General features: G+C 47.5%; 26 protein-coding genes. 8 read left to right on the top strand and 18 right to left on the bottom strand.

Features of this window, described 5'->3' with window-relative positions; translation table 11 throughout:
* Positions 1 to 71: 71 nt before the first annotated feature.
* The 3 genes from OIK42_RS10120 to OIK42_RS10110 all read right to left on the bottom strand — a co-directional run bounded on the left by OIK42_RS10120 (position 72) and on the right by OIK42_RS10110 (position 3195).
* Complete coding sequence (locus OIK42_RS10120) at positions 72 to 905, bottom strand: choice-of-anchor L family PEP-CTERM protein (RefSeq protein WP_273640227.1); 834 nt, start codon at positions 903 to 905, stop codon at positions 72 to 74.
* Positions 906 to 1205: 300 nt separating this feature from the next.
* The gene (locus OIK42_RS10115) at positions 1206 to 2036 is read right to left on the bottom strand and encodes a nitrate- and nitrite sensing domain-containing protein (RefSeq protein WP_273640225.1); all 831 of its coding nucleotides are present in this window, start codon (positions 2034 to 2036) and stop codon (positions 1206 to 1208) included.
* Between the two features lie 10 nt (positions 2037 to 2046).
* Positions 2047 to 3195, bottom strand: a complete 1149-nt coding sequence (locus OIK42_RS10110) for a methyl-accepting chemotaxis protein (protein ID WP_273640223.1) — start codon at positions 3193 to 3195, stop codon at positions 2047 to 2049.
* A 335-nt stretch (positions 3196 to 3530) separates the two neighbouring features.
* Here OIK42_RS10110 and OIK42_RS10105 point away from each other — a divergent pair, with 335 nt between their 5' ends.
* The 7 genes from OIK42_RS10105 (at position 3531) to OIK42_RS10075 (ending at position 8999) form a co-directional block, all read left to right on the top strand.
* Positions 3531 to 4388 (top strand): AraC family transcriptional regulator, encoded by an 858-nt coding sequence (locus OIK42_RS10105; RefSeq protein WP_273640221.1) that lies wholly within the window; start codon positions 3531 to 3533, stop codon positions 4386 to 4388.
* 139 nt (positions 4389 to 4527) lie between these two features.
* Complete coding sequence (locus tag OIK42_RS10100) at positions 4528 to 5364, top strand: sulfurtransferase (RefSeq protein WP_273640219.1); 837 nt, start codon at positions 4528 to 4530, stop codon at positions 5362 to 5364.
* A complete protein-coding gene (gene cobB / locus OIK42_RS10095) occupies positions 5351 to 6079 on the top strand; it encodes a Sir2 family NAD+-dependent deacetylase (protein WP_374211850.1) in 729 nt (242 codons plus the stop codon). The genes OIK42_RS10100 and cobB overlap by 14 nt, the downstream gene beginning before the upstream one ends.
* A gap of 12 nt (positions 6080 to 6091) precedes the next feature.
* Positions 6092 to 6718 (top strand): LysE family translocator, encoded by a 627-nt coding sequence (locus tag OIK42_RS10090; RefSeq protein ID WP_273640216.1) that lies wholly within the window; start codon positions 6092 to 6094, stop codon positions 6716 to 6718.
* 118 nt (positions 6719 to 6836) lie between these two features.
* Positions 6837 to 7583 carry a YciC family protein gene (locus OIK42_RS10085; RefSeq protein WP_273640214.1) on the top strand — a complete coding sequence of 249 codons (747 nt, stop codon included), beginning with the start codon at positions 6837 to 6839 and terminating at the stop codon, positions 7581 to 7583.
* The gene (locus OIK42_RS10080) at positions 7576 to 8367 is read left to right on the top strand and encodes a glucosaminidase domain-containing protein (protein WP_273640212.1); all 792 of its coding nucleotides are present in this window, start codon (positions 7576 to 7578) and stop codon (positions 8365 to 8367) included. The genes OIK42_RS10085 and OIK42_RS10080 overlap by 8 nt, the downstream gene beginning before the upstream one ends.
* Positions 8364 to 8999, top strand: coding sequence for a DUF2987 domain-containing protein (locus OIK42_RS10075; RefSeq protein WP_273640211.1), 636 nt, complete (start codon positions 8364 to 8366; stop codon positions 8997 to 8999). Before OIK42_RS10080 ends, OIK42_RS10075 begins: the two co-directional genes overlap by 4 nt.
* A 2-nt stretch (positions 9000 to 9001) precedes the next feature.
* On the opposite strand, the gene rssA is transcribed toward OIK42_RS10075, so the two are convergent.
* The 12 genes from rssA to ccoN form a co-directional block, all read right to left on the bottom strand.
* Entirely contained in the window at positions 9002 to 9985 is a 984-nt protein-coding gene (rssA, locus tag OIK42_RS10070) for a patatin-like phospholipase RssA (protein WP_273640210.1), read from the bottom strand.
* 7 nt (positions 9986 to 9992) lie between these two features.
* Entirely contained in the window at positions 9993 to 10922 is a 930-nt protein-coding gene (gene ttcA / locus OIK42_RS10065; RefSeq protein WP_273640208.1) for a tRNA 2-thiocytidine(32) synthetase TtcA, read from the bottom strand.
* Positions 10923 to 11049: 127 nt separating this feature from the next.
* Positions 11050 to 11967, bottom strand: a complete 918-nt coding sequence (uspE, locus tag OIK42_RS10060) for a universal stress protein UspE (protein WP_273640207.1) — start codon at positions 11965 to 11967, stop codon at positions 11050 to 11052.
* A gap of 109 nt (positions 11968 to 12076) precedes the next feature.
* Positions 12077 to 12814 (bottom strand): fumarate/nitrate reduction transcriptional regulator Fnr, encoded by a 738-nt coding sequence (gene fnr / locus OIK42_RS10055; RefSeq protein ID WP_273640205.1) that lies wholly within the window; start codon positions 12812 to 12814, stop codon positions 12077 to 12079.
* Positions 12815 to 12840: 26 nt separating this feature from the next.
* Positions 12841 to 13509 carry a sulfite exporter TauE/SafE family protein gene (locus OIK42_RS10050; RefSeq protein WP_273640203.1) on the bottom strand — a complete coding sequence of 223 codons (669 nt, stop codon included), beginning with the start codon at positions 13507 to 13509 and terminating at the stop codon, positions 12841 to 12843.
* Positions 13502 to 13726, bottom strand: coding sequence for a cbb3-type cytochrome oxidase assembly protein CcoS (ccoS, locus tag OIK42_RS10045; RefSeq protein ID WP_273640202.1), 225 nt, complete (start codon positions 13724 to 13726; stop codon positions 13502 to 13504). Before ccoS ends, OIK42_RS10050 begins: the two co-directional genes overlap by 8 nt.
* A 9-nt stretch (positions 13727 to 13735) precedes the next feature.
* Positions 13736 to 16117, bottom strand: coding sequence for a heavy metal translocating P-type ATPase (locus tag OIK42_RS10040; RefSeq protein WP_273640200.1), 2382 nt, complete (start codon positions 16115 to 16117; stop codon positions 13736 to 13738).
* Positions 16117 to 16608 carry a FixH family protein gene (locus OIK42_RS10035; protein WP_273640198.1) on the bottom strand — a complete coding sequence of 164 codons (492 nt, stop codon included), beginning with the start codon at positions 16606 to 16608 and terminating at the stop codon, positions 16117 to 16119. The genes OIK42_RS10040 and OIK42_RS10035 overlap by 1 nt, the downstream gene beginning before the upstream one ends.
* Before the next feature lie 92 nt (positions 16609 to 16700).
* Complete coding sequence (gene ccoP, locus OIK42_RS10030) at positions 16701 to 17657, bottom strand: cytochrome-c oxidase, cbb3-type subunit III (protein WP_273640196.1); 957 nt, start codon at positions 17655 to 17657, stop codon at positions 16701 to 16703.
* Positions 17658 to 17662: 5 nt separating this feature from the next.
* Positions 17663 to 17833, bottom strand: a complete 171-nt coding sequence (locus OIK42_RS10025) for a cbb3-type cytochrome oxidase subunit 3 (protein ID WP_273640194.1) — start codon at positions 17831 to 17833, stop codon at positions 17663 to 17665.
* Position 17834: 1 nt separating this feature from the next.
* Positions 17835 to 18440 (bottom strand): cytochrome-c oxidase, cbb3-type subunit II, encoded by a 606-nt coding sequence (ccoO, locus tag OIK42_RS10020; RefSeq protein WP_273640192.1) that lies wholly within the window; start codon positions 18438 to 18440, stop codon positions 17835 to 17837.
* A gap of 12 nt (positions 18441 to 18452) precedes the next feature.
* On the bottom strand, positions 18453 to 19880 hold the full coding sequence (gene ccoN, locus OIK42_RS10015; RefSeq protein ID WP_273640190.1) for a cytochrome-c oxidase, cbb3-type subunit I: 1428 nt from the start codon (positions 19878 to 19880) through the stop codon (positions 18453 to 18455).
* A 229-nt stretch (positions 19881 to 20109) separates the two neighbouring features.
* Here ccoN and OIK42_RS10010 point away from each other — a divergent pair, with 229 nt between their 5' ends.
* A complete protein-coding gene (locus tag OIK42_RS10010; protein ID WP_273640188.1) occupies positions 20110 to 20580 on the top strand; it encodes a hypothetical protein in 471 nt (156 codons plus the stop codon).
* Position 20581: 1 nt separating this feature from the next.
* Here the strand turns inward: OIK42_RS10010 and bfr (OIK42_RS10005) are convergent, their stop codons facing one another.
* From bfr (OIK42_RS10005) to OIK42_RS09995, 3 genes are all read right to left on the bottom strand, one after another.
* Positions 20582 to 21049 (bottom strand): bacterioferritin, encoded by a 468-nt coding sequence (bfr, locus tag OIK42_RS10005; protein WP_273640187.1) that lies wholly within the window; start codon positions 21047 to 21049, stop codon positions 20582 to 20584.
* Complete coding sequence (bfr, locus tag OIK42_RS10000; protein WP_273640185.1) at positions 21049 to 21525, bottom strand: bacterioferritin; 477 nt, start codon at positions 21523 to 21525, stop codon at positions 21049 to 21051. Before bfr (OIK42_RS10000) ends, bfr (OIK42_RS10005) begins: the two co-directional genes overlap by 1 nt.
* Before the next feature lie 179 nt (positions 21526 to 21704).
* Positions 21705 to 23291, bottom strand: a complete 1587-nt coding sequence (locus tag OIK42_RS09995) for a cation:proton antiporter domain-containing protein (RefSeq protein WP_273640183.1) — start codon at positions 23289 to 23291, stop codon at positions 21705 to 21707.
* Positions 23292 to 23463: the final 172 nt, after the last annotated feature.

The following is a 23463-nucleotide window of genomic DNA, read 5'->3' as shown; positions in this document are numbered from 1 at the left end:
ACAACATTTGGGGGGATGAGGCTGAGGTAGCAATACAACAGCGGTGCCCTCAGATAAGGGCTTAGTTATGTTTAATCTTTGCGTCGGCGAGCAAATAGTAACCCTGCAATACCTGTCAACATAAGAGCCAATGGCGCAGGCTCAGGTACTTCGTTAGGGTTTATGTCACTAAAACTTGCAGACTCAATAAATACTGCAGAGTCAAGAATACCATCACCAACATCGGCAATTTTCATTTCGATTTCGTAAGTCTGTCCAATAGTCAGACCCGATATTCCGGCAGTGAATACGTCAGTAAAGCCATCAAACGCAATATCATAGGACGGAGCTGATGGACTATTGTCGTTATAATAAGTTGAGTTGACATTAGCGTTAACCGTATCCACACCAACAACCGTTGATGTACCCGGAACATTGGCGACATTAACGCCATCAACCAGGAACGCGAATACGTCATTATAACCCTGGCCAACAAACTCAGGATATTCTTCTGAAGCGAAGATGTAGTTAAAAAACATGCTGCCTGTGGTGGAGGTAAAGCTGAATTTCAAAATAGCGGCATCATACGTTGAGTAATTCGGAACCATGCTATCAAGGTAGCTGTCACCGCCGCCGGTAAAGTCAGATCCTGTAGCACTTTCAGTGTTAGGGCCAACTGCAGCGGTGACGTTACCTGTTGATAACATAATACCGGCGTCAAAGCCAAGACCCGCACTCAGGCCACCGGTAAAGGTACCGAAGGCATCGGAGGCACCGATAGTGCTCTCACCAGTAGTGGCCAGGCCATTATTTAACGAATTGACTAATGCGTTGGCATCATTCGTTTGCGTGACCACTAAACCGGCATTTGCAAAGGTTGCAGCTCCGGCGAGAGCCAGAATCGGTAGCGTTTTAAACAATTTCATACCACATATCCTTGGATTATTAAGTTTATCTAAAATACAGCTTTCAACATGGGTATAGCATTAATTAGTATTTCAGCAAGATATGGGCCATGGCAGAAAAAATTAATAAATACAGTCGTCTGGAGTGAATTGGTTTTTTGGTGTAACAAATGTGTAAAATATCCTGACGCGCCTGAATAGGATTTATTCTGTACTGCTGTCGCGGGTTTGATATGCGTGTCTGCAGGTGATCTCAGGCACGATTATACGCGTTAACGTTGAGCAGTTAAGCAGCCTGAATTGTGAAACCGGACGGCATGGTTACACGTAATCTGCCGTCAGTTTATTCATTTCGTTGTCCAGAATATGATTACACTGCTCCATGGTTTGACTCGCTAATGCAAAATAGTCCGGTCCGGCGAGGGTTACGGTATCAGGCACAATTAACTGCTCGTTAATGATTTCGACGAGATGTTCGCAGGCACGTTTTGCCTGGGTGATTTCATCGCCTTTAAATGCTTGTGCCCGGCTGCTCATTTTATTAAAGACGGCGTTGGCCATGGTCTCGATTTTGTTGCATAAGTAGCCGAGTTTCACCTTGTCAATCTGTGTTGACTGTTGTTTCGTTGCTGTGGCAACCCCAACGGCCCGGGCCTGGCCAATGTATTCTACAAGTTGCGGAAACTCACTCCATAAAAAGTGCGAACCGGCCAGCTTTTGTTGATCATCAGCAAACTCAAGGTGTTCTGCAATATCCTGTAGCAGGTACAGCAAGGTTTCGATAAGGCTGGTATGTTGGTTAAAACTGTCGGCTAGAGAGAGTGTCATGCTGGTTGATTCTAGACGTTGCCAATGATCAACATAACTTTGCCAGCGGCCTTCGGCGTTGAGTATATAGCTTTGCCGGGCTTCTTTTGTGGCACTGAGTATTTTGCCTCGTAATACGTGAATATCGCCCGCTACTGACTGATTACCTTGCAAGTAAGTGGCTATCAATCCTCGGTGTTTTTGGCTCAGTCCAATGATATGTTTAATTAAACCAAGCAAAAACAGGGTTTGTTTAAATAGCTTGCTCCGCTTGTTTTTTACTAATTTAAGTTTTATTACCACTACTACAACGATAACAAGTGTAACTGCTATAACCATATTCATTAAGAGCCTCCTAACGCAGTGACAGCGTGCGCAAATAATCGGCAACGGTCGACGTTTGCTGCGCGATACTGGCGTTTTCTATGGCGCCTTCTACCACACGTTCAATGCTCTTTGATATTTCTTCGGTGGCTTTGCTTTGCTGCGTGGTAATTGATGACACTTCAATAATTTGTGCCTTTGAATTTGCCGATTCGGCATCTATTTGAGTAAGCATTTCTGCCGCATTGTGCGCTTTATTTAAACAGGACTCGGCATGTGCCGTAACCGCTTGCATTTTGTCTGCAACGAGAATGCGTTGACTGGTCAGTTGTCCCATATGTGAATTTATCGTGTCTGCGGTCTTACGGCTATCTGCCGCCAGATTTCTCACTTCGTCAGCCACAACCGCGAAGCCCCGGCCCATATCGCCAGCCCGAGCGGCTTCTATAGACGCGTTTAATGCCAGCAAATTGGTTTGTTCAGCAATGCCCTGGATCGCTGTGGTGAGAGTCGAGACGCTTTCAATGGATTCTCCAAGGATAATAATAGCCTGCTGTGTTTCATCTACTTCACGCTGTACTGCGGCAAACTCAGTTACGAGTTGATTAATGTCCTGAGCGCCTCGTTGAGCAAAGTCGCTGGCGCGCTCAGCAGCATCATTAACCAGTTCAAATTTTTCAACAATTTCACCCAGTGATACGGTCAATTGATTAACTGCAGCGGCGGTAGATTCGGTAGCCGCAGACTGCTCAGTGGCATTTTTTGACACTTTATTGGCAGAATCGATCATCTGTAATGATGAATATTTCATTTCGGAGAAGTATTCTTCGAGTTTGTCGCGATCCCGGGATATTTCTTTCGACAGGTCAAACACAGATTTTAAGTGGTTGTTGAGGATACGCGATTTGCCGGTGATCAAATGCAACTGATCATGGTTTTTTGTGGCATCTGCTAATACCTCATCAATAATAAGAATCTCTTGTAGTACGCAATACACCAATGCCAGCACCAGCCACGACATCAACAGTGCACAGCCCAGGTTCACTGACAAGTAAGGTGAGGGCCCGAGTGCTAAGTACATACAGCCTGCCAGATTGATACTTATCACAAGCACGGCGGCCTGTTTGAGCCCAAACGCGTTGATTAATACCAGAGCCGGTAATTTAATGAGTGTTTTCATTACTCGTCCTTGTGATCAGAATTGGCTTTACTCGAAAAACTACACAGTTGCGTGCTCAGGTAGCGCTTAATAACCATGAATTCCGAGTCATACCTTTTAAAGTAAAGCCTATATTTGGCATTTAGAAAAGTCATTCAAGTGAATAACTTATATAAAAAAAGCGCTATAAAACGCAGTGTCGCTCAAAAATACTGGTAGAAAAGCATAAATCTAGCATTTTCACCCGTCCGGCCGGGCCAGGCGTGCAGGTGCTAAATAAAAGCGCAAGATCTGTCGGGCGGGCTAATTTCTGATTTGCTAGAGTAATGCAAAGCACTGACAAGCAGGACACACACGTGCAAAAAATACTGGATTATCTGCATACCCAACACGATCAACCCGTTACGCTTAATGAATTGGCGCAGGTGGCTGGCTACAGCCCGTTTTATTTTCAGCGTTTGTGCCAACAACAGCTGGGTATCGGGCCCGGTAAATTACACGAATTGATCCGCCTTCAGCGTGGTTACTATTTGTTAATGTACCGCAAGTGGTTGAGTATCACGGATATCGCCCTCGAATGTGGTTATCAGTCGCCGGATGGTTTTAGCCGCGCGTTTAAGCGCGTGACCGGCGTTTCGCCAGGTCAGTTTAAAACGCAGTCGCTTGCAGCGCCTGCGCCACTTCAGTCTTATATACAACGATGGCAACAGGACGTTCCTACCATGACATCATCAAACGCATTTCACCAACAGGTTTCAATCGTGTCGCTGTCACCCATTAAGGTGTGTGCTTTGCGTCATACCGGCCACCCTGGCAGACTCCAGGGCAGTATTCAGCGTTTTATCAGTTGGCGTCGGGCAAACAAATTACCACCGGCCACATACAGAACATTTAACTTCTGGCATAACGATCCACATTCGGTAAATCCCGCCGATTTTTGTTTTGACGTGGTCTGTGAAAGGCCAGCCAGAGCGGTCGAACTCGATGAAGACATGCGCTTTGACGTCATTCCTGCCGGACGTTATGCCAGGTTAAACGTGGTGGGCGGTGAGCGTGCCGTTGAGGCTGCAGCCAATTACATAACGAGTGACTATTTAACCGAAACCAACCAGCAAAGCGGTGATTTTCCGCTTATTGTTGAGCGCGTCAGTGTATATCCAGACGTGCCTTACCATCAGGCGCAGTGTCATATCTTTCTGTTATTACATAAATAATTTAACCAATACGCGTAAATTTGGCATAATCGTGTGAATCCCGCGGTCAGTTAAGGCTGCTCGCGGACGACCAGCGCTGTTAACGCAGCCGCTGGTATGCATGTCAGTTATTTTGTTATCACACCAAGAGGATACTGCAGTGCCGAGACTCATTTCCGTAAATGATATTACTCCCGACGACTTATCTTCTTATGTTGTGCTGTTTGCGTCGATGACGAATCCGGTATCCGGCAAGGCCGACGATCCCAATGATGGATTCCTGCCAGGCGCAGTGAAATTTGATTTAGACGGCGAGGGGAGTGATCACACTTCGCCATTGCCCCATACATTGCCTGCGCCCGACAAGCTGGCCGCGCAGCTTGGCCGGCTGGGCATTGAAAACACCAGTCATGTTCTGATCTACGATAATTTGGGTATGTTTTGCGCGCCACGCGTGTGGTGGATGTTAAAAAGCCTTGGTCATAAAAACGTAAAGGTGCTTAACGGTGGTCTGCCAGCCTGGAAAGCGGCCGGTTATCCCGTGTCATCTTCGCTTACAAGCCGTTCACCTGCGACCTACCAACCCGTTGTAGAGCCCACGTGGTTTTGTAACAGCGATAAGGTGTTAAAAGCTAGTGAATCTGCTAGTCCGCTAATTTTGGATGCCCGCAGCGCCGGACGCTTTAACGGCACGGCACCTGAGCCCCGTGAGGGACTGCGCAGTGGGCACATGCCTGGCGCTTACAGCGTCCCGTTTGGCGACTTACTTGATGTTGGGCTGGCGCTCAAGCCGGCCGACAAATTAAAAGCGTTTTTCAACGCTCGTAATATTGATTTAAGCCAGCCTATAATCTGTTCGTGCGGGTCGGGCGTCACGGCCTGCGTGGTGGGTATCGCGGCCTTAGAAGCAGGCGCGACCAATGTCACTGTCTATGACGGCTCCTGGTCAGAATGGGGAGGCAATCACCATTTGCCAGTGGAGAATGCTAATGTCTGATGGCTATAAACCCAGAGTAGTGGTGCTCACCGGTGCCGGCATATCAGCAGAATCAGGGCTTAAAACCTTCAGGGATAGCAACGGGCTGTGGGAAAATCACCGTGTCGAGGATGTTGCTACCCCAGAGGGCTTTGCCGCCGATCCCGATAGGGTTTACCGCTTTTATAACGAGCGGCGGGCTCAGTTGCAGACTCCTGGTGTGGAACCAAACGCTGCGCATCGGGCGCTTGCTGAGCTCGAGCAGGCGCTGGGTGAACACTTTTTACTGGTCACCCAAAATGTCGATGATCTTCACGAACGGGCGGGCAGCAATAAAGTCCTGCACATGCATGGTGAATTACTATCGGCGCGTTGCTGCCAGTCTGGTCAAGCTATCCGCTGGTTAGAGAGTTTTGATGAAACCACTGAGTGTCGCTGCTGTATTCCGGGAGCAAAGGTACGCCCGGACATCGTCTGGTTTGGCGAAGTTCCTATGCACATGGATGACATTATTATCGCTCTGGCACAAGCCGATGTGTTTATTGCTATTGGCACATCAGGGCAGGTTTACCCGGCGGCTAATTTTGTCGCCATGGCAGCCGACGGTGGTGCCAGAACCATCGAAATAAATCTTGAACCCAGCCAACAAAATAGTCTTTTTGATGAGAACATTGTCGGTGAGGCAGGTAAAGTATTACCTGATTTTGTGTCACATTTTATCCGCGATTATTGTTAGTAGGTTTGGTTGATGGAATATTTCAGTGAGTTTATCACTATTGCGCTGGTGCATTTAGTTGCTGTGGCCAGTCCGGGCCCTGATTTTGCCATTGTTGTGCGCTACAGCATTAGCTATGGCAGACGCCTGGCTATGTATGCCAGTGTGGGCGTCGGGCTGGGTATATTGCTGCACGTGGCATACTCCCTTGTGGGCTTGAGTATAGTGATCAAAACTACGCCCTGGCTCTACTCAGCCATTAGCTATTTGGCTGCTGCGTATTTTTTATACCTTGCTTATGGTGCACTGCGCAGTGGCCCGTCTGATTCCGCAGCAACGGTAGAAACCATTGCCAACAATAAGCCTGTAACCCTGCGAAAAGCGTTGCTGAGTGGTTTTTTAACCAATGGACTGAACCCCAAAGCGACGCTGTTTTTTTTGTCGCTTTTTACCGCTATCATCGATGTCAATACGCCCGTTGGCGTGAAAGCTATCTACGGCATTTACCTGGCGGTAGCTACCGGAGCGTGGTTTTGCTTTCTTTCTTACCTGCTGAGCACTTCACGGGTCGCCCGTTTAATCGGCGATAAGGGCTACTGGCTCGATCGCTTAATGGGTGTGGTGCTGATCGCGTTGGCTATTCGCTTAATTACTATATAGATGAGTGACGTTCATAAGTTAGTAAGTGTATAAAGAAGCATCGGCGACGCACTTGCTGACTGGGCGCAGCTATCCCACAGTGATATACTCCCCGCGAACACATTAAAGAGAGATTAACTTGAGCATTAACCGTGAATTGTCAGACAGTACTGATAATCTTCAGCGTGCGTTAGCGGGCCAGTATAAGTTCGATCTTAAGGCCTTGTTTAGTGAAGGTCAGGCACGTTATAAAGACAACCTGGGTCTTATGCTGCGTGCTACCGGCGTTCTCATGGCAATCGGCATTGGCGTAACATTTTTACTTTTTAACCTGCTGGAACTGGATGTGACATCCGTTGAAAGTATGCAAAGCAGCCGCGCGGGAATGTTAGACATTATTATGTTAGTTCTGATGTCGCCACTGCTGGTAGGTTTTCGCATGATCGGCGTAAAAATAGCTGCAGGACAGCGCGCTCAGCTGCGCGAATTAGGGCAGTATTTTTCCTTCATCCTTGTGTTAGTCGCCGCCAATTTACTGATCAGTTTGTTGGTTCAGGTAGGTTTGAATTTGCTTATATTGCCCGGTATCTATGTGTATATGGTGACTCAGTTTTCTGTGGTACTGCTGGCTAACCGACGTGCAGGGCTGTTGCAGTCTATTGTGTTGTCGACTCGCGTTGTAAACCGATATTTACTGCCATTTACATTGATATTATTGGTGTTCCTACTGATGTTTATACTGGTATTCGTTACTATGGGCCTGGCGATATTATGGGTAGGGCCAATGTATTCGCTTATTATGGGGCGGTTGTATGTTGACCTGTTTGGCTACGGTGAACCCACCAATACACACACTAAAGCGAGAGATTCTATACTCGATGCATAAACGGGAAACCAGCAAGATTGTATTAATTGCTATTGCTATTATGGCGGTAGTTGTGATCATTGCCTGGATGACGAGTACAACAGAGCCGGACATCCTTGATGTACCAGAATCCGAACAAGCCGAAAAGCCGGTACCAAATTTTAAAGCAATCGAAGACGCCACAGAAAAAAAAGAGGCATTTTTTGCCTATCTCAAACCTGAAGTTGAGAAACAAAATAATTACCTGCTGAGTTTGCGACATTACCTGCAAACACTGCAACGGCGTCTTAACGCAGGTAATCACCTCACTGAAGAGGATAACGAGCGGCTTATCTGGTTGGCCGAAGAATACCGTGTCGATGAAGATATTCCGGCCGAGCGACAGATATCTGATTTGCTCAACAAGGTCGACATTCTGCCGTTAGAGCTGGTCCTTATGCAGGCAGCAAACGAGTCTGCCTGGGGAACGTCGCGCTTCGCCCAGGATGGTTATAACTTTTATGGGCTTTGGTGTTACCAAAAAGGATGCGGGTTTGTACCCTCGCGTCGAAATAGCGGTGCATCGCACGAAGTGGCAAAATTCCCTAACTTATCCATTGCTACCTATACCTATATGCGCAATATCAATCGACACAGCGCTTACCGCGAGCTGCGTCACATCAGAGCATCATTGCGCCGCGCACAGCTGCCGGTTACCGGTCTTGCCTTAGCAGAGGGGCTAATGAGTTACTCAGAACGTGGCGCCGCCTACGTTAATGAATTGCAAAGTATGATCCGCTACAACCAAGAGTTAATTACCGAATGAAACGTTTTTTATTGCTGCTGCCGTTACTTGTTGCAAGTCACTCAACCCTGGCCGAACAGATCGAGGTTGAGTACAAGCGCTTTTATAGCCACGTGAGTAAAATTGGTGATGAGAGTACCTCTGCATTGCAGTTTGCATTTGGTTTTATGCATGTTCGCAACAAAGCATTGTGTCACATTAATAGTGCCACGATTGTCACCCAGAAAGTGGATTTACCATTAGCGGTGTCACCAGAGCAGCGTTTTTTAGTGCCTAAAGAAAAGGCGCTTAAGCTGGCAGACGCAGCCATTGTCATCGATTTGGATGAGCCTGCGAATCTGTGCGATATGTCTGTTCAGCTTGAGACCACCGCTGAGTACGTTAAAAAGCAGTACAGCAGTGCAGAGTTAGCCTTAATTAAAGCGCAATATGATACGTTTTTTGATGATATGGGCGGTTTTCTTTCTTTTATGATGCCGGCGGTCAGTGGCCTTAAGATTCAGTTTGCAGATAAATCACTTAACCAAACCCTTGCGGGAGCGCCGCCCATCATCAATGGCACGTTGATTCTTGATAACGATTGGCTGGAGCAGGGCAACGCGCTCGATTTACCCGCCGCTCCGCTTAGGATCACGGCGGTAGCAGAAGACTAAGGCTAGTCTTCTGTAGGGATCCTCGCCTCGCTGGTTGGGGGCTCGTCCGGGTTTTCAGGCTCGTTGTCTACCGATGAGGGAGGCAACACCTCGTCTAACACCAGTTGATAACGGATCTGTTCGGCCAGACGCATCACTACTTGTTCGCCTATTTCACACATTTCTGCACAGCGGTGAAACTCCATTAAACCAACATCTGACAACGGTGGCTCAATTAATATATCAGGCGGCTCACCGGCCAGTCGTGATCGTGTTACGCGCGCCTGTAGGATTTCCAGCGAACTGCTCATCACGCTTAAAATTCCTGGCGCTTGTTTACTGTTGTCTTTGGGTTCTGGCGAAAACCACTGACGTACAACATCCTGACTTTTCTTGAAAAAGTGTTCATTGCGCTCCTGAGTTTCGGCGTGCTTGGCGGTTTCCCGGGCAATACGCAGGGGCCTGAAATCTGCATTAAGATTCACCGCAATAACAAAATCAGCGCCTAACTGCCGGCATAAATTTACCGGCACAGGATTAACCACCGCACCGTCAACTAACCAGCGATCATTGTAGGCAATGGGCGAAAACAAGGCTGGAATTGCGCAGGACGCTTGTACTGATTTACCCACATCACCGGTATTAAACACAACTTCGCGGCCAGAATACAAATCAGTGGCGACGCAGGCGAAGGGCTTTTCCATTGACTCAAAGGTACTGGCACAAAAATCACTCGACAACTTGTCGAAGACCTTCTGACCACTGGCGAGACCACCACGGCGAATTCCTATTCCCATCAGACTTAAGGTTTGCCATTCTGTGAGCGAGGAGGCCCATTCTTTCAGTTCGTTAAGTCGGCCACTGGCATAGGCTGAGCCAACGTAGGCGCCAATTGAACAGCCGGCCACGACATCGATTTTAACACCGAGCTTTTCGAGTGCCTGGATAACGCCAATGTGTGCCCAGCCCCGGGAGGCTCCAGAACCTAGCGCAATGCCGATTTTCATAACACACCTATTCCGTCAAGTTTACAATATTGATGGACTGTGCAGGTTGTACAGAACGGTTTTCATCTTTAAATTCAGGAGTATCGAACGCTATATCACCCTCTGGCTCAGGCTTGCCGCTTGCTTTAATCGTTTTAAAGTCGTAAAGCTTGCTATCGGCAAGATGTGACGGAGTGACATTTTGCATCGCCCTGAACATTGACTCTATGCGGCCCGGAAAACGCTTATTCCAGTCCTGCAACATCATTTTGATGTTCTGTCGCTGCAAGTTTTCCTGTGAACCACATAAGTTACAAGGAATAATAGGAAATTCAACCGCTGAGGCGTATTTTTCGATGTCGGCTTCATTACAGTAAGCCAGAGGCCGAATCACCACATGTTTACCATCGTCACTGACCAGTTTCGGTGGCATGGATTTGAGCTTTCCGCCATGAAACATATTCAAAAACAGGGTTTCTAACATGTCGTCACGATGATGGCCCAAGGCTATTTTGGTAGCGCCGAGCTCTGTGGCGGTGCGGTACAAAATGCCGCGACGTAACCGCGAACAAAGCGAACAGGTTGTTTTGCCCTCGGGGATTTTATCTTTAACAATCGAGTAGGTGTCTTCCTCTACGATTTTGTAATCAACGGACAGACTATCTAAATACCCGGGTAAAATGTGTTCGGGAAAACCGGGCTGTTTTTGATCGAGGTTTACCGCTACGATTTCAAAACTGATTGGCGCGATGCGTTGCAGGTACATCAATACATCAAGCATGGTATAGCTGTCTTTACCGCCTGACAAACACACCATTACCTTGTCGCCGTCTTCGATCATGGCAAAATCTTCGATGGCTTTGCCCACATTGCGGCGCAAGCGTTTCTGTAGCTTGTTAAAACTGTATTTTTGTTTTGATTTTGTGGCGGCAGAAGCGCTGTTAACCTGTAAACTCATGATAGTTGCTGACCCGTATTACAATGGCGGCATTATACGTGAAGGGCATAGCAGGCGTCATCCTCAGTAAAGAAAAGAACCGAAAAAAGACGCGCCTGCAACGGATAACTGCCGCTGGTCATGCTTTTTAGCTGATAGGGCTTTCAAAACCTTCTGGCTTCACTGCCAGTACATCACAATTGAGTTCGTCTATAACGTGTTCGGCGGTATTGCCGATTAACGCCGCAGATAAACCAACCCGGCCTACGGTGCCAATAATTACCAGCTCGGCGTCCAGATCCCTGGCAATTTGCGGAATGACTCTTTCTGGCAGTCCTTCTTTCACATGGCAATTATCCAGAGGTATCGAAAATCGTTTGCTGTGATGTTCCATTTCTTCCAGATGGTGATTTTTAACCGATGCATTGTAAGCGTCAGGGTCAAACTCCGGTACTTCTATGGCGATGTTAAGCGGTGTGCCGGGAAAACAATTCGCCAGGTGAACATGGCCACTCAAAAGGGTCGCGTAATCCTGAGCGATAGTTGTCAGGCGATCGTTGAGCTTTGCATGCTCCCGATCTTCGGTGCCGACGTTAACCGCGGCAATGATTTTGCCATCCTGCGGCCAGTCGTGCTCTTTTACCAGTAGCACAGGGGTAGGGCATTTGCGGATCAGATGCCAGTCAGTAGGGGTAAAAATGACTGAGCGCAAGCTGTCGTGAGAACGGGTTGCCTTTACAACGATATCCATGTCTTTCGCCATGACGTACTTTATGATGGCTTCATAGGGGCGGTTGTTCCATTCAACGGCTACCTCAATAGCGGCCTTGTAAGGGGCAAGCTGAGCGGCCAGCCATTCGGTTCGTTCTTTAACCACAGCCTGGCGCATAGCCTCACGCTCTTCACCGGATAACATGGTGGTCATTTCGTAGGAGAAGTCGTAGATAGTCATAAACGCGGTAATGGATGCACCGGTTCTTGCAGCAAGTTCTAACGCTCGCGATATAGCAGGTTGAGTATCGCGTTCTGGCTCAACGATGGCCAGGATACGGGTATATTCAATCATAATGACGCTCCTTGTGAAGGTACATTATGAGTTTATGTCGGGTTTCGCTGTTTCTCCAGTTTCTGGTTTGCGTAAGATCAATATCAGGCGTAAAAAACAGTCAGCATGATCAGCTGACTGTAGTAGAGGGAATATCCATGCTATGAAGCTTTTTATCCATGGCGTCAAAGTCGATAATGGTAATGAGTTTACCGTTGACTTCGATAATGCTCTCTTTTTGGAAGCGGGTGAGTAACCTGGATATTGTTTCAACCGTTAAACCCAGGTAATTGCCTATTTCGTTACGCGTCATACTCAGATTAAACTGTTTGGGCGAAAAACCGCGCTCTTCGAAGCGTTTTGACAAGTGCGCTAAAAAGTAAATCAGGCGTTCTTCGGCTGTGCGCTTATTGAGTAACATCATGAGATCATGATCATGCTTAATTTCAGCGCTCATGAAACTCATAATCTGATGACGTAACTTCGGCAATTGCACCGACATTTGATCCAGTGTTTCGTAGGGCAGCTCGCACACCATAGCGGTTTCCAGCGCCTGAGTGTAACTTTGATGGGTGTTTTCCCGCAGGGCATCAAAACCTATGATATCACCCGGGAAATGAAACCCAATGATTTGTTCTTCGCCGTCTTTACTGGTGACAAATGATTTAAATGAGCCCGCTCTGACAGCGTATAAAGAACGAAAGCTATCGCCAGCTTTTACCAGCTTATCATTTTTATGCAGCGGCTTTTTGCGCTCAATAATATCATCCAACGAATCCATTTCTGTTTTGTTCAGTGAAACAGGCAAACATAAATGGCTAAAACTGCAACTCTGGCAATGAATAGAAAATTCCGAGCCTTTTGTCATAACAAACGTTCCCTTTTGAGCCTGGCTCAATTAATACTATCTAGTGTTCGATAAATCAAGAAAAGTGCATAAAGTATAAGGCCTGATGCGACCATTATACGAGTATTGTGTTGTTGCAACAGTGTCATTAACCAACCCGCGCCAATACTCACCGATATCAACGCCGGTAAGGTGCCCAAACCAAATGCGGCCATCGTTAGCGCGCCTTGCAGCGCGTCACCTGATACCATCGCCCAGGTTAAGGTTGAGTACACTAAGCCACAGGGCAGCCAGCCCCAGATAAAACCATATGGATAAGCCGATAACGGACTTTTAAACGGAATAAAACGTTTCGACAGTGGGCGAATACGTTTCCATATCCCCTGACCGAGCCGCTCTATACGCGCTAAACCCCGCCACCACTGCGCTAAGTAAAGCCCCATAGCCAGTAGCATTACGGCGCTTAGTATTTGAAACACCGCCAAACCGTTTTTTACTGAGGCCTGGGCAATTTGCCCCAAAGCCCCGGTGAGAAAGCCAGCAATAGCATAGCTGGTTATACGACCGAAATTATAACTGAGTATATAAGGCAGCGTGGCATTATGGCTGGGGATTGCAGCGCGCAAAGCGCCGGCGATACCGCCGCACATACCAACACAATGAAGAGAGCCTGCAAGGCCCACTAAAAACGCCGAGATATAGCCAAAATCATTCATTATGTGACGCTGTGGAATCCGTTTTTTTGGTCGATGATGACTCACTTGATGTGGCTTTGCGACGCTGCTCTTCGGGTAAATCATCGTCGAACAATATGCTGTATCCCTGGCGCTCCAGATCGTCAAACTGGTTAGAGCGAACGGCCCAGAAGAAGATACCTAACGCCACCGCCACAAGAATTATTGCCAGTGGGATCAATACGTAAATTATACTCACATCGCTACCTTATTTGAGTAATCGCGTTGAGTTAGAAACCACAATGATACTACTTAATGACATGCCGATCACGGCCATCCAGGGTAAAAGCAGGCCAGATACTGCAAAGGGCAGGATCAACAGGTTATAGCCGATTGCCCAGAGCATGTTTTGACGTATTTTGTTGCGGGTACGCGCAGCGATATCAAGCAGGGCGGGTACGGCAGACAAGGAGTCGCTTAGCAACACTACATCAGCGGCATTACGGGCTACATCATTGGCATTACCTACCGCTACCGAGACATCGGCGCTGGCTAATACAGGCGCGTCGTTAATGCCGTCGCCCAGCATCATGACCTGCTCTCCCGCGGCTTGCAATTGCTGCACGGCACGATACTTTTGCTCGGGCGTTAAGCTACCAGTCGCCGTTGTCAGGGGCAGATGGGCCGCCAGCGAATCGACATTTCGCTGCGTATCACCGCTTAGCAGAATTAGTTTGTATTGGTTGAGCAATGCCAGCGTGGCGGCGGTATCCGGTTTGAGACCGTCTGCCACCTCAAACGCTGCTAAACACTGACCCTCGCAGGTTAAGAATACATTCGCCGTTATAGGCACTGTTTGCGCATCTGTGCCGGTAAATGCTGCCGAACCAAGATGCCATTGCTTATTGCTGACCGTACCGCTGATACCGCCACCGATATTGACCGCAAAATCGCTCACAGTCAGCAGATTATTACATGAAAATGCCTTGCCAATTGGGTGCTCGGAACGCGCCTCCAGGCTTGCAGCGACAGCAAACAAATGGGCGGGATCCTGCCCGGTTAAATACCAGCTTTGTACGATGCTGAACTTACCCTCGGTGAGTGTACCGGTTTTGTCCAGCGCGATAGTACTGATAGTGGTTAACTGTTCGAGTGCATCGGCCCGTTTGAGTAATACGCCTTGCTTATTGAGCCTGGCCATTGCACAGGTGAGTGCTGATGGCGTGGCGAGCCCCAGTGCACAAGGGCAGGTAGCCACCAACACCGCAATGGCAATCCAGAATGCCTCGTCATTACCTTGCCAGTACCAGTAGGTATAGGTCGCAGCGCTGATGAACAATACAGCAACAACAAAATACCGTGAGAACGTATCGGCTAATTGTGCCGCCTTGGGCTTGTTTGCCATCGCCGTTGATTGCAAGCGGATGATTTGATTAACCAGGGCATACTTGAGTTGTTGATGAACTTCGACGATAAGGGTACTTTTTTGATTCACCGTACCGCCATAGACCGTTGCGCCCACCTGTTTTATCACGGGTTCGAACTCGCCGGTAAGCATGGCTTCATCGATGGCCGAACTGCCTTCAATTATGCGTCCGTCGATGGGGATGGTATCACCGGGTTTTACCACCACTTTGTCGCCTGGCAGCAGATGCTTGGCCAAACAGGCGGTAATATTGCCATCCGCGTCCAGACGCTGGGCGGTAACAGGGATGTACTGCATCATATTGGCTGAAATCTGGGTAGCGCGGTGTCTTGAGCGGTGTTCCAGGTAGCGACTTAGCAACAGCAAAAAAATAAACATGCAAATAGATTCAAAGTACACCTCGCCACTTTGCAGTAAGGTGGCTTTTAAACCCGCAATATAAGTGCCGAACACGGCGATGGTAACCGGTACGTCCATGTTGACAGTGCGCGCCGAGATGGCTTTGATGGCGCCTAAATAAAACGTACTGCCCGAGTAAAATACCACCGGTGTGGTAAGGACCAGAGCTACCCAGTAAAAATACTGCCGGGTTTCACGCTCAATACTGCCAAACAAATCAAAATACAAGCCTGTCATCAGCATCATTACCTGCATGGTCATCAGTCCTGCAAGGCCGAGCTTTTTTAAAAACTGTTTTTGTTCACTCTGGTATGAGGCTTCATGTTGATCCGGCTGGAAGGGCAGAGCGGTGTAACCAATTTTCTTCAGTGCGTTTAAAATACCACTTAACTGGATAGCGTCAGGTAACCAACTAACGGCGGCGCGCCGTTCTGAGACATTCACTGATACCTGAGAAATACCGTTCACCCGTGCCAGTTGTTTCTCTATCAGCCAGCCACAGGCGGCGCAGGTAATGCCTTCTACGGTCAGTTGGATTTCTTTATGAGCACCGTCGTCGTAAACGAAATCTTCCTGCAAAGCAGGATCGTCGTACACCGATAACTTCGACAATGTATTTTGAAAATTAACATCACCTTGTGCGGCAGGCTCAGTACGAAACTGATAATAATCTTCCAGGCCGTTATCCACGATAGCTTCGGCGACAGCCTCACAGCCCGGGCAACACATCACCCGGTCCTTGCCTAATACCACGGCGTGGTACTGGCTTTGAGGATCTGCAGGCAGACCGCAATGATAGCACTCAGAGCTGGTGTCGGTAGTCATCAGGGTATGAATCTGATTGCGCCAGTGCGAGGGAAGCCAATGGTTTGTTGGACTTTCCACTTCTCATCGAGTGGAGTTAAGGATACTTGCCACTTACCCGCCGTGTCCTGCTCCGTATAGCCACGATAAATGCCGCTGGCGTCGCGGGTAAGCAGAATAGAAAAGTCTTTGTCCTGCAGCGTCACATGGTAAAAGTTCAGTTTTAACGCATTGCCGGTTGCCGGAATACCACTATGAAATTGCAGTGCAATTTCGCCGCCATTAACTGTCAAATCGGTCATGATCCCTAAACGTCGGGCCGCTTCCACTTTGGCCATGGTGGCGTTAATAGCTTTACCTTCTTTGTAATAGTCATCGACCACCAGCGAGTCGTCAGTGTTGGTCGCAAAATAAACGACAAAGTAACCCACAATAAATGACGATGCGGGCACCGCAATCAGAAACCATGGCCAGAAATATTTATACCAGGGCTTCGTGTCAGTTGTTTCCATTACCACAATACCTAATGAATGTTTCGCAAAAGAGGGGGTATTCTCGCATAAAAAAGCCCCGTAAAAACGAGGCTTTTAACGATTACTAACAATTAGTGAGACAAGCTGTAAACGTAAGTTGCTACAACATGAATTTTATCTTCACCCAGGGTTTTCTTGAACGACGGCATAACACCATTTCGACCATAGGTCAGGGTTTCCGTAATGGCTCGCTCAGACCCGCCATACAACCAGATGTTGTCGGTGAGGTTAGGCGCACCCAGTGCCTGGTTACCTTTGCCGTCCATACCGTGACATGCAGCACACACAGCAAAACGTGCCTTGCCTGCCTTAGCCAGGGTATCGTGATTTTCTTCCATTTCACGGCCACTGAGGCTCAGTACATAGGCAACGGTTTCTTTAATGCCCTGTTCACCCATTGAGTCCAGCCATGCAGGCATTGCTGCATTACGACCATTGATGAGTGTTTCTTTAATCTTGGCGCCAGAGCCACCGTATAACCAGTCATCATCAGTGAGGTTAGGGAAGCCCGTATTACCGCGGGCATCTGAACCATGGCACTGTGAACAGTTCTGCATAAACAGACGCTGACCAACTTTCACCGCTTCTTCGTTATTGACCAGTTCTTCTACCGGTACTTTTGCATACGCTTCGAAGATAGGGTCAAATTTTTCAGCCGCATAATCCAGTTCGCGATCGTACTGAACGATGTAACCTTGCTCTTTAGCTTCAACACGCGCCTGAGCAGATTCCTCTAACGACTGGACGTTCTGGTTAGAACTTTTCCAGCCCCAAAAGCCTTCCCACGAACCTAAACCGGGGTACAGTGCTAAGTAGAAAAAGCTCCATACAATCGTGATGTAAAACAGAATGGTCCACCATCTTGGCAGCGGATTGTTGATCTCAACAATCCCGTCAAATTCGTGCCCCATTGACTCGCCTTCCGGGTGACCGGTGTAGTTAGTCAAATTCCAACGTAACAGCAAGTAACTTCCGACGATGGTTCCCAGTGTGATCACAGAGATCCAAATTGTCCAAAACATGCTCATGAGTGTTAACTCCCGCTATTCTTTTTTGATTCTTCTTTGTCTTCGTCTGCAAAGGGCAGGTTAGCTGCTTCGTCGAATTTCTTTTTGTTTCGACTACTAAACGCCCACATTACAATGCCAATAAAAATGACGAAAACGATGACAGTAAATATGCTGCCTACAATACCCTGATCCATATTATTTCAAATACGTGCCAAGAGATTGCAGATAAGCAATAAGGGCTTCCATTTCGGTTTTGCCTTTTACTGCCGCCTGTGCGCCTTCAATGTCTTCTTCCGTGTAAGGTACGCCGAAACTTTGGAATACAGCCATCTTTTTAGCGGTGTCTTCACCGGTTAACGTATTCTCAGCTAACCAGGGGAAACCAGGCATGTTTGACTCTGGTACTACGTCACGCGGGTTCATTAAGTGAACACGGTGCCACTCGTCGCTGTAGCGTTCGCCAACCCGGGCCAGATCAGGACCTGTTCGCTTAGAACCCCACAGGAACGGATGCTCCCATACCGATTCACCCGCAACTGAATAGTGTCCGTAACGCTCAGTTTCAGCACGGAAAGGGCGAATCATCTGGCTGTGACAACCTACGCAGCCTTCGCGGATGTAAATGTCACGACCTTCTAACTGCAATGCGGTGTAAGGCTTAAGACCTTCTACCGGCTCCATCACCTGCTGTTGAAACATCAGCGGTGTGATTTGCACCAGGGCACCGAAACTGATAGCAACCAGAATTAACACCGTTAGCAAGCCAACGTTTTTTTCGATTATTTCATGTGGATTACGCATCTTTACTACTCCTTACGCCGCTGCTGGTTCAGCCGCCAGGCTACCTTTAGGTGCTCTGACTGTTCTGTAGGTGTTGTAAGCCATGATAAGCATACCCACCACCACAAAGCAGCCGCCCACAAAACGAACGACATAAAACGGCTTAGAAGCTTCCAGTGACTCTACAAAGCTGTAGGTCAGGGTGCCGTCTGCATTCACTGCACGCCACATCAGGCCTTGTAGTACGCCGGACATCCACATCGCAACGATGTATAACACCACGCCAATCGTCGCAAACCAGAAATGAACATTTACCAGCTTGGTGCTGTACATGGCCTTTTGGTTAAACAGAACCGGGATGAGGTGATAAACCGAGCCGATAGATACCATCGCAACCCAGCCTAACGCGCCGGAATGTACGTGGCCGATGGTCCAGTCGGTGTAATGGGATAACGCATTAACCGTTTTAATAGCCATCATCGGACCTTCAAATGTCGACATGCCATAGAATGACAGCGATACAATCAGGAAACGTAAGACAGGGTCGGTACGCAGTTTATGCCATGCACCAGACAGGGTCATGATACCGTTGATCATGCCGCCCCAGGAGGGCACAAATAAAATCACTGACATCACCATGCCTAATGACTGTGTCCAATCGGGCAGGGCGGTATAGTGCAAGTGGTGAGGACCTGCCCAGATATACAGTGAAATAAGTGCCCAGAAATGCACAATCGACAGGCGGTAGGAGTAAACCGGACGACCAGCTTGCTTAGGAACAAAGTAATACATCATGCCTAAGAAGCCTGCTGTTAAGAAGAAACCAACAGCGTTGTGTCCGTACCACCATTGCATCATCGCATCCACGGCACCGGCATAAATAGAATAGGATTTCATGAATGACACAGGCATTGCCATGCTATTACCAATATGTAAAACCGCAACCGTTAACATAAAGGCGCCAAGGAACCAGTTTGCCACGTAGATATGTGACACCTTTCGGATCGCGAGCGTGCCAAAGAAATTGATAATATAAGCCACCCATACTAAGGCGATTAAAATATCAATAGGCCACTCAAGCTCAGCGTATTCTTTACTGGTGGTGTAACCGAAAGGCAATGTCAGTACGGCAGCAACGATTACTGCTTGCCAGCCCCAAAAGGTGAACTGAGCAAGTTTATCGCTGAACAAACGAACCTGACAGGTTCGCTGCACGATGTAATACGACGTTGCAAACAATGCACATCCACCGAAAGCAAAAATAACGGCATTAGTGTGCAAAGGACGGAGGCGGGAATAGGTTAACCATGGAATGTCGAAGTTAAGAGCCGGGGCGAATAATTGCGCAGCAATAAATACCCCAAGGCCCATTCCCACGATACCCCAAATGATGGTCATAATGGTAAACTGCCGTACAACTTTATAGTTGTAATCTGGCTGTGCTTGGCTTATTTCACTCATTGTAATGAATCTTCCACTTCTTTTTTAAAAAGGGTTTCCAACCACGATACTTGCGTACTTTCAGGAGAGGTTGCGGACATCTCCTGAGCCTGAACTTGTCGATTTTTGGTCTGCAGGCCGGTTGGTACCGCGGATAATAAAGTTTTTAATAATAAAAAGATACCATAAACTAGGGTCGCTTGATCTTCGTCAATAAAGAAAAAACAGCTTTTACAAAATAGTGATATAAATGATCAAATCATTAACATTTAAGCAAGGAAATATACACATAAAGACACTCATTGCACTTTGCCTGATAGTGAGCGTTGTTATCGGTGTACGTTATTTTACGGCAACTGAGATCAACCACACATCTCATAAACCCCAACCCTGGTGCTGGCGAACAGACACAAGCTGTCAAATTCCATTAAGCGTAGGCGATATATCCATCATTGTCGACGCGCTACCCGCGGTTGAAGAGCAGGTATTCGTCAGCATTACTTTACCCGCAGGTCTGGTCATTAGTTCGGCTTACATTGAAGGGCAAAATATGTACATGGGAAAAATTCCACTACTGCTGAAGCAGTCGTCAGCGCAACAGTGGCAAGGGTGGTTTATGTTGGGCAGTTGCAGTGAACCGACCATGCAATGGCGTTTAACACTTAAACTAAAAGACCGGCCTGAGCCGGTCTGGATATTCTTTAGTACGTCACAAGTCTGAATTACATTTGCGACTGCAGATAGTTGGGCAGGCCCATTATTTTAATCAGCTTTAACTGCTGCTCCAGCCAGTGGGCGTGGTCAACTTCGGTGTCATCAAGTAATTCAACTAAAAAGTCACGCGTAACGTAATCTTGCGCAGTTTCACAGACCGCAATCACTTCTTTAAGTTTGGCACCGACTTCGTATTCCACACGTAAATCGCTTTCCAGCATTTCAGGTACGTCTTTGCCTACCTTAAAGCCTGTTCGCTGGGTCATATCCGGCGCGTACTCAAGCATTAACATGCGATCAATTAACTTGGTGGCATGACCCTTTTCGTCGTCGAACTCGTGATTTATGCGCTCATATAATTTGTTAAAGCCCCAGTCGAGATACATTTGGGCATGAATAAAATACTGATCCATGGCAGCGAGTTCATAAGACAGCAGCTCGTTAAGACCTTCTAAAACTTTTTGATTACCCTGCATTAGTCATCTCCCATTACCTGGGCCTGCAAATAATTTTCAATGCCCATGTTATCAATTTGGTATTCCTGGGTTTCAATCCAGTCTAAGTGCTCTTCTTCATATTCGAGTAAATCTTCCAGGATATCCCGGCTCACGTAATCCTGCTTTTCTTCGCAAAGGGCTATGGCCTTGCGCAATAGGGGCAGTTGTTCGTGCTGGAATTTCTTATCGCACTGCAACATTTCAACGGTATCTTCGCCTATGTACAGTTTGCCCAGAGCCTGAAGATTAGGTAAGCCTTCTAAAAACAGGATCCGCTCAATTATCTCATCGGCCTGTTTCATGTCTTTAATCGACTTTTTGTAGTTCTTTTCGTTTAGCTCTTCCAACCCCCAGTTTTTAAACATTCGGGCGTGTAAGAAGTATTGATTGATCGAAGTCAACTCACTGGTGAGTACTTCGTTTAATATGGCAACTACGGATTTATCGCCTTGCATAATCTGTATCCTTTGCGTTTAATGCAGACAGTGTAGTGCACATACCTGTGATAATCAAGTTTTCCCTTAAAAAACAAAGCGATACAAATGATAACGATTATCGGTCTGGCCTTTGTTATCATTTGTGCAGTGCACTGTAAAAGCGGCAGCGTCGCAAGCTGTTGAAGTATAGCCAGACTTTAGGATTTTAACGGTTGCTGTTGGGTATCTACCAGCGACAAACTCTCTTCCGCAAAACCTAATCCTGCTTCGGTGAAGAAGTTAAAGACTTTATCGACGCCGCTGTCAGACAGTGCCGTCACCTCATCTTCATAGCGGGCAATTGCGGCGATTTTGCCCCGGTAACCGGCGTTTTTAAGCTGTTTGGTAATGTTGATGGCATCCTCAATAGAAGGAAGTGCCAGCAGCACCAGCTGCACGTGACGGATATCAAGGTTCTCCCACAGGTCAACGTCTTCGCCGTCACCATTGATGACATTCAAGCCGTTCTTTTGCATGCGCTTTACCTTATTGCGGTCGGCATCCATTCCCCATACGCGGGCGTTAGCCACTTTATCCAGTGACGTAAAAGCACCGATACCGACCCGACCAAGGCCAACTACCAGAATTTTAGCCCGGGTTATTTCGGGATAAACGTCTTCGCGTAGTCTTACCGGGTTCTCATAACGTTTGACGATGTCTTTTATTCGTTGATAAATACTGTGCGAGTAGCGGTAAACGATACTGGTGATCACAAAGGATACCGAGGTCGCAACGGCCAGAATAACCAGCCAGTTTTCACTTAACATACCGAGGCTTACCGCCAGGGCACCCACGATAAGACCAAATTCGCTGTAGTTAGATAATACCAGCCCGCCTAAATACGCCGTGCGGCCACGCAGCTGTAAACGAGTGAATAGCCAGAAAAACAAGATAAATTTAAGTGGCATTAATAATATCAGCAACGACGACATCAATAGCATGTTCAGATCGGGCAAGGCGGTCAGGCCAATCGACAGGAAAAAACCAATCAAAAATAGATCTTTAAAGGCCAGTAACGACTTGGCCATCTCGGTAGATTTAGGGTGAGGTGCAAACAATAAACCAAAGACCAAGGCGCCCAGATCGCCTTTTATATTGACCAGTTCAAAAACATGATAGCCACCCAGGGCAAAAATAAAGCCGGTGAGTGGCAATAACTCACCATGCCCTGATTCGTTGAGCACGCGTTTGAGGAGCGGCATCAGGGGAATAATTAGCAGTAATAATGGCGCCCACAGGGTGGGTATTTTACCTGTTGCCACCACTAAAAAGACAACCGCAAAGATATCCTGCATAACCAGTACACCAATCGCCAGTTTACCGTGACGGGTTTTGGCTTCACCGGCTTCTTCGAGCACTTTGACTACACACACGGTACTGCTAAACGACAACGCAAACGCGATTAACGCCGCATTTTGCCAATCTATCTGCCCCGACATAGCACTGGCAACCGTGCCAAGACCAATGAGCAATGCGGTGACGACCACCACCCATAGTAACGTATGGCTGACACTACCAACCCAGACCTCTCGCTTTGACAGATCTTTAAGATTCAGTTTTAAACCAATGGTGAACAGCATTATCGTAATGCCAAGATTGGCAAATGTAGTGATGGCAGGCGTGGCTGAAAATCCGGCTGCGTTTAATAAAAAACCGGCGACCAAATATCCGACAAGGGGTGGGATACCAACAAGTTTAACCCCAAGCCCACAGACGAATGCAAACAGTAAAAAAGTATATTCCATTAAATAGTAGCGGCTGATTAGCTTTGAATATCAAAATATCACGAGAACTTTATAACTGGCAAAATAGTTTGATCTAAATTGACGATTGTTTGATTTAAGCCAAAGCCCGGGGGATTAATTGCCGCGACAATAAGGTCAGGCAAAATCGCCTAATAGCGCGATAGCATAAACT

Origin of the sequence: Alteromonas gilva (assembly GCF_028595265.1) — a bacterium.
Lineage (GTDB): Bacteria > Pseudomonadota > Gammaproteobacteria > Enterobacterales > Alteromonadaceae > Alteromonas > Alteromonas gilva.
The sequence above is the reverse complement of the archived record's forward strand: the minus strand, read 5'-3'. Positions and strand labels throughout refer to the sequence as shown.

Coding starts and splice junctions, on each gene's coding strand:
- OIK42_RS10120 (WP_273640227.1), bottom strand. CDS start 905: ATGAAATTGTTTAAAACGCTACCGATTCTGGCTCTCGCCGGAGCTGCA.
- OIK42_RS10115 (WP_273640225.1), bottom strand. CDS start 2,036: ATGAATATGGTTATAGCAGTTACACTTGTTATCGTTGTAGTAGTGGTA.
- OIK42_RS10110 (WP_273640223.1), bottom strand. CDS start 3,195: ATGAAAACACTCATTAAATTACCGGCTCTGGTATTAATCAACGCGTTT.
- cobB (WP_374211850.1), top strand. CDS start 5,351: ATGCTAATGTCTGATGGCTATAAACCCAGAGTAGTGGTGCTCACCGGT.
- OIK42_RS10090 (WP_273640216.1), top strand. CDS start 6,092: ATGGAATATTTCAGTGAGTTTATCACTATTGCGCTGGTGCATTTAGTT.
- OIK42_RS10080 (WP_273640212.1), top strand. CDS start 7,576: ATGCATAAACGGGAAACCAGCAAGATTGTATTAATTGCTATTGCTATT.
- OIK42_RS10075 (WP_273640211.1), top strand. CDS start 8,364: ATGAAACGTTTTTTATTGCTGCTGCCGTTACTTGTTGCAAGTCACTCA.
- rssA (WP_273640210.1), bottom strand. CDS start 9,985: ATGAAAATCGGCATTGCGCTAGGTTCTGGAGCCTCCCGGGGCTGGGCA.
- ttcA (WP_273640208.1), bottom strand. CDS start 10,922: ATGAGTTTACAGGTTAACAGCGCTTCTGCCGCCACAAAATCAAAACAA.
- uspE (WP_273640207.1), bottom strand. CDS start 11,967: ATGATTGAATATACCCGTATCCTGGCCATCGTTGAGCCAGAACGCGAT.
- fnr (WP_273640205.1), bottom strand. CDS start 12,814: ATGACAAAAGGCTCGGAATTTTCTATTCATTGCCAGAGTTGCAGTTTT.
- OIK42_RS10050 (WP_273640203.1), bottom strand. CDS start 13,509: ATGAATGATTTTGGCTATATCTCGGCGTTTTTAGTGGGCCTTGCAGGC.
- OIK42_RS10040 (WP_273640200.1), bottom strand. CDS start 16,117: ATGACTACCGACACCAGCTCTGAGTGCTATCATTGCGGTCTGCCTGCA.
- OIK42_RS10035 (WP_273640198.1), bottom strand. CDS start 16,608: ATGGAAACAACTGACACGAAGCCCTGGTATAAATATTTCTGGCCATGG.
- ccoP (WP_273640196.1), bottom strand. CDS start 17,657: ATGAGCATGTTTTGGACAATTTGGATCTCTGTGATCACACTGGGAACC.
- OIK42_RS10025 (WP_273640194.1), bottom strand. CDS start 17,833: ATGGATCAGGGTATTGTAGGCAGCATATTTACTGTCATCGTTTTCGTC.
- ccoO (WP_273640192.1), bottom strand. CDS start 18,440: ATGCGTAATCCACATGAAATAATCGAAAAAAACGTTGGCTTGCTAACG.
- ccoN (WP_273640190.1), bottom strand. CDS start 19,880: ATGAGTGAAATAAGCCAAGCACAGCCAGATTACAACTATAAAGTTGTA.
- OIK42_RS10010 (WP_273640188.1), top strand. CDS start 20,110: ATGATCAAATCATTAACATTTAAGCAAGGAAATATACACATAAAGACA.
- bfr (WP_273640187.1), bottom strand. CDS start 21,049: ATGCAGGGTAATCAAAAAGTTTTAGAAGGTCTTAACGAGCTGCTGTCT.
- bfr (WP_273640185.1), bottom strand. CDS start 21,525: ATGCAAGGCGATAAATCCGTAGTTGCCATATTAAACGAAGTACTCACC.
- OIK42_RS09995 (WP_273640183.1), bottom strand. CDS start 23,291: ATGGAATATACTTTTTTACTGTTTGCATTCGTCTGTGGGCTTGGGGTT.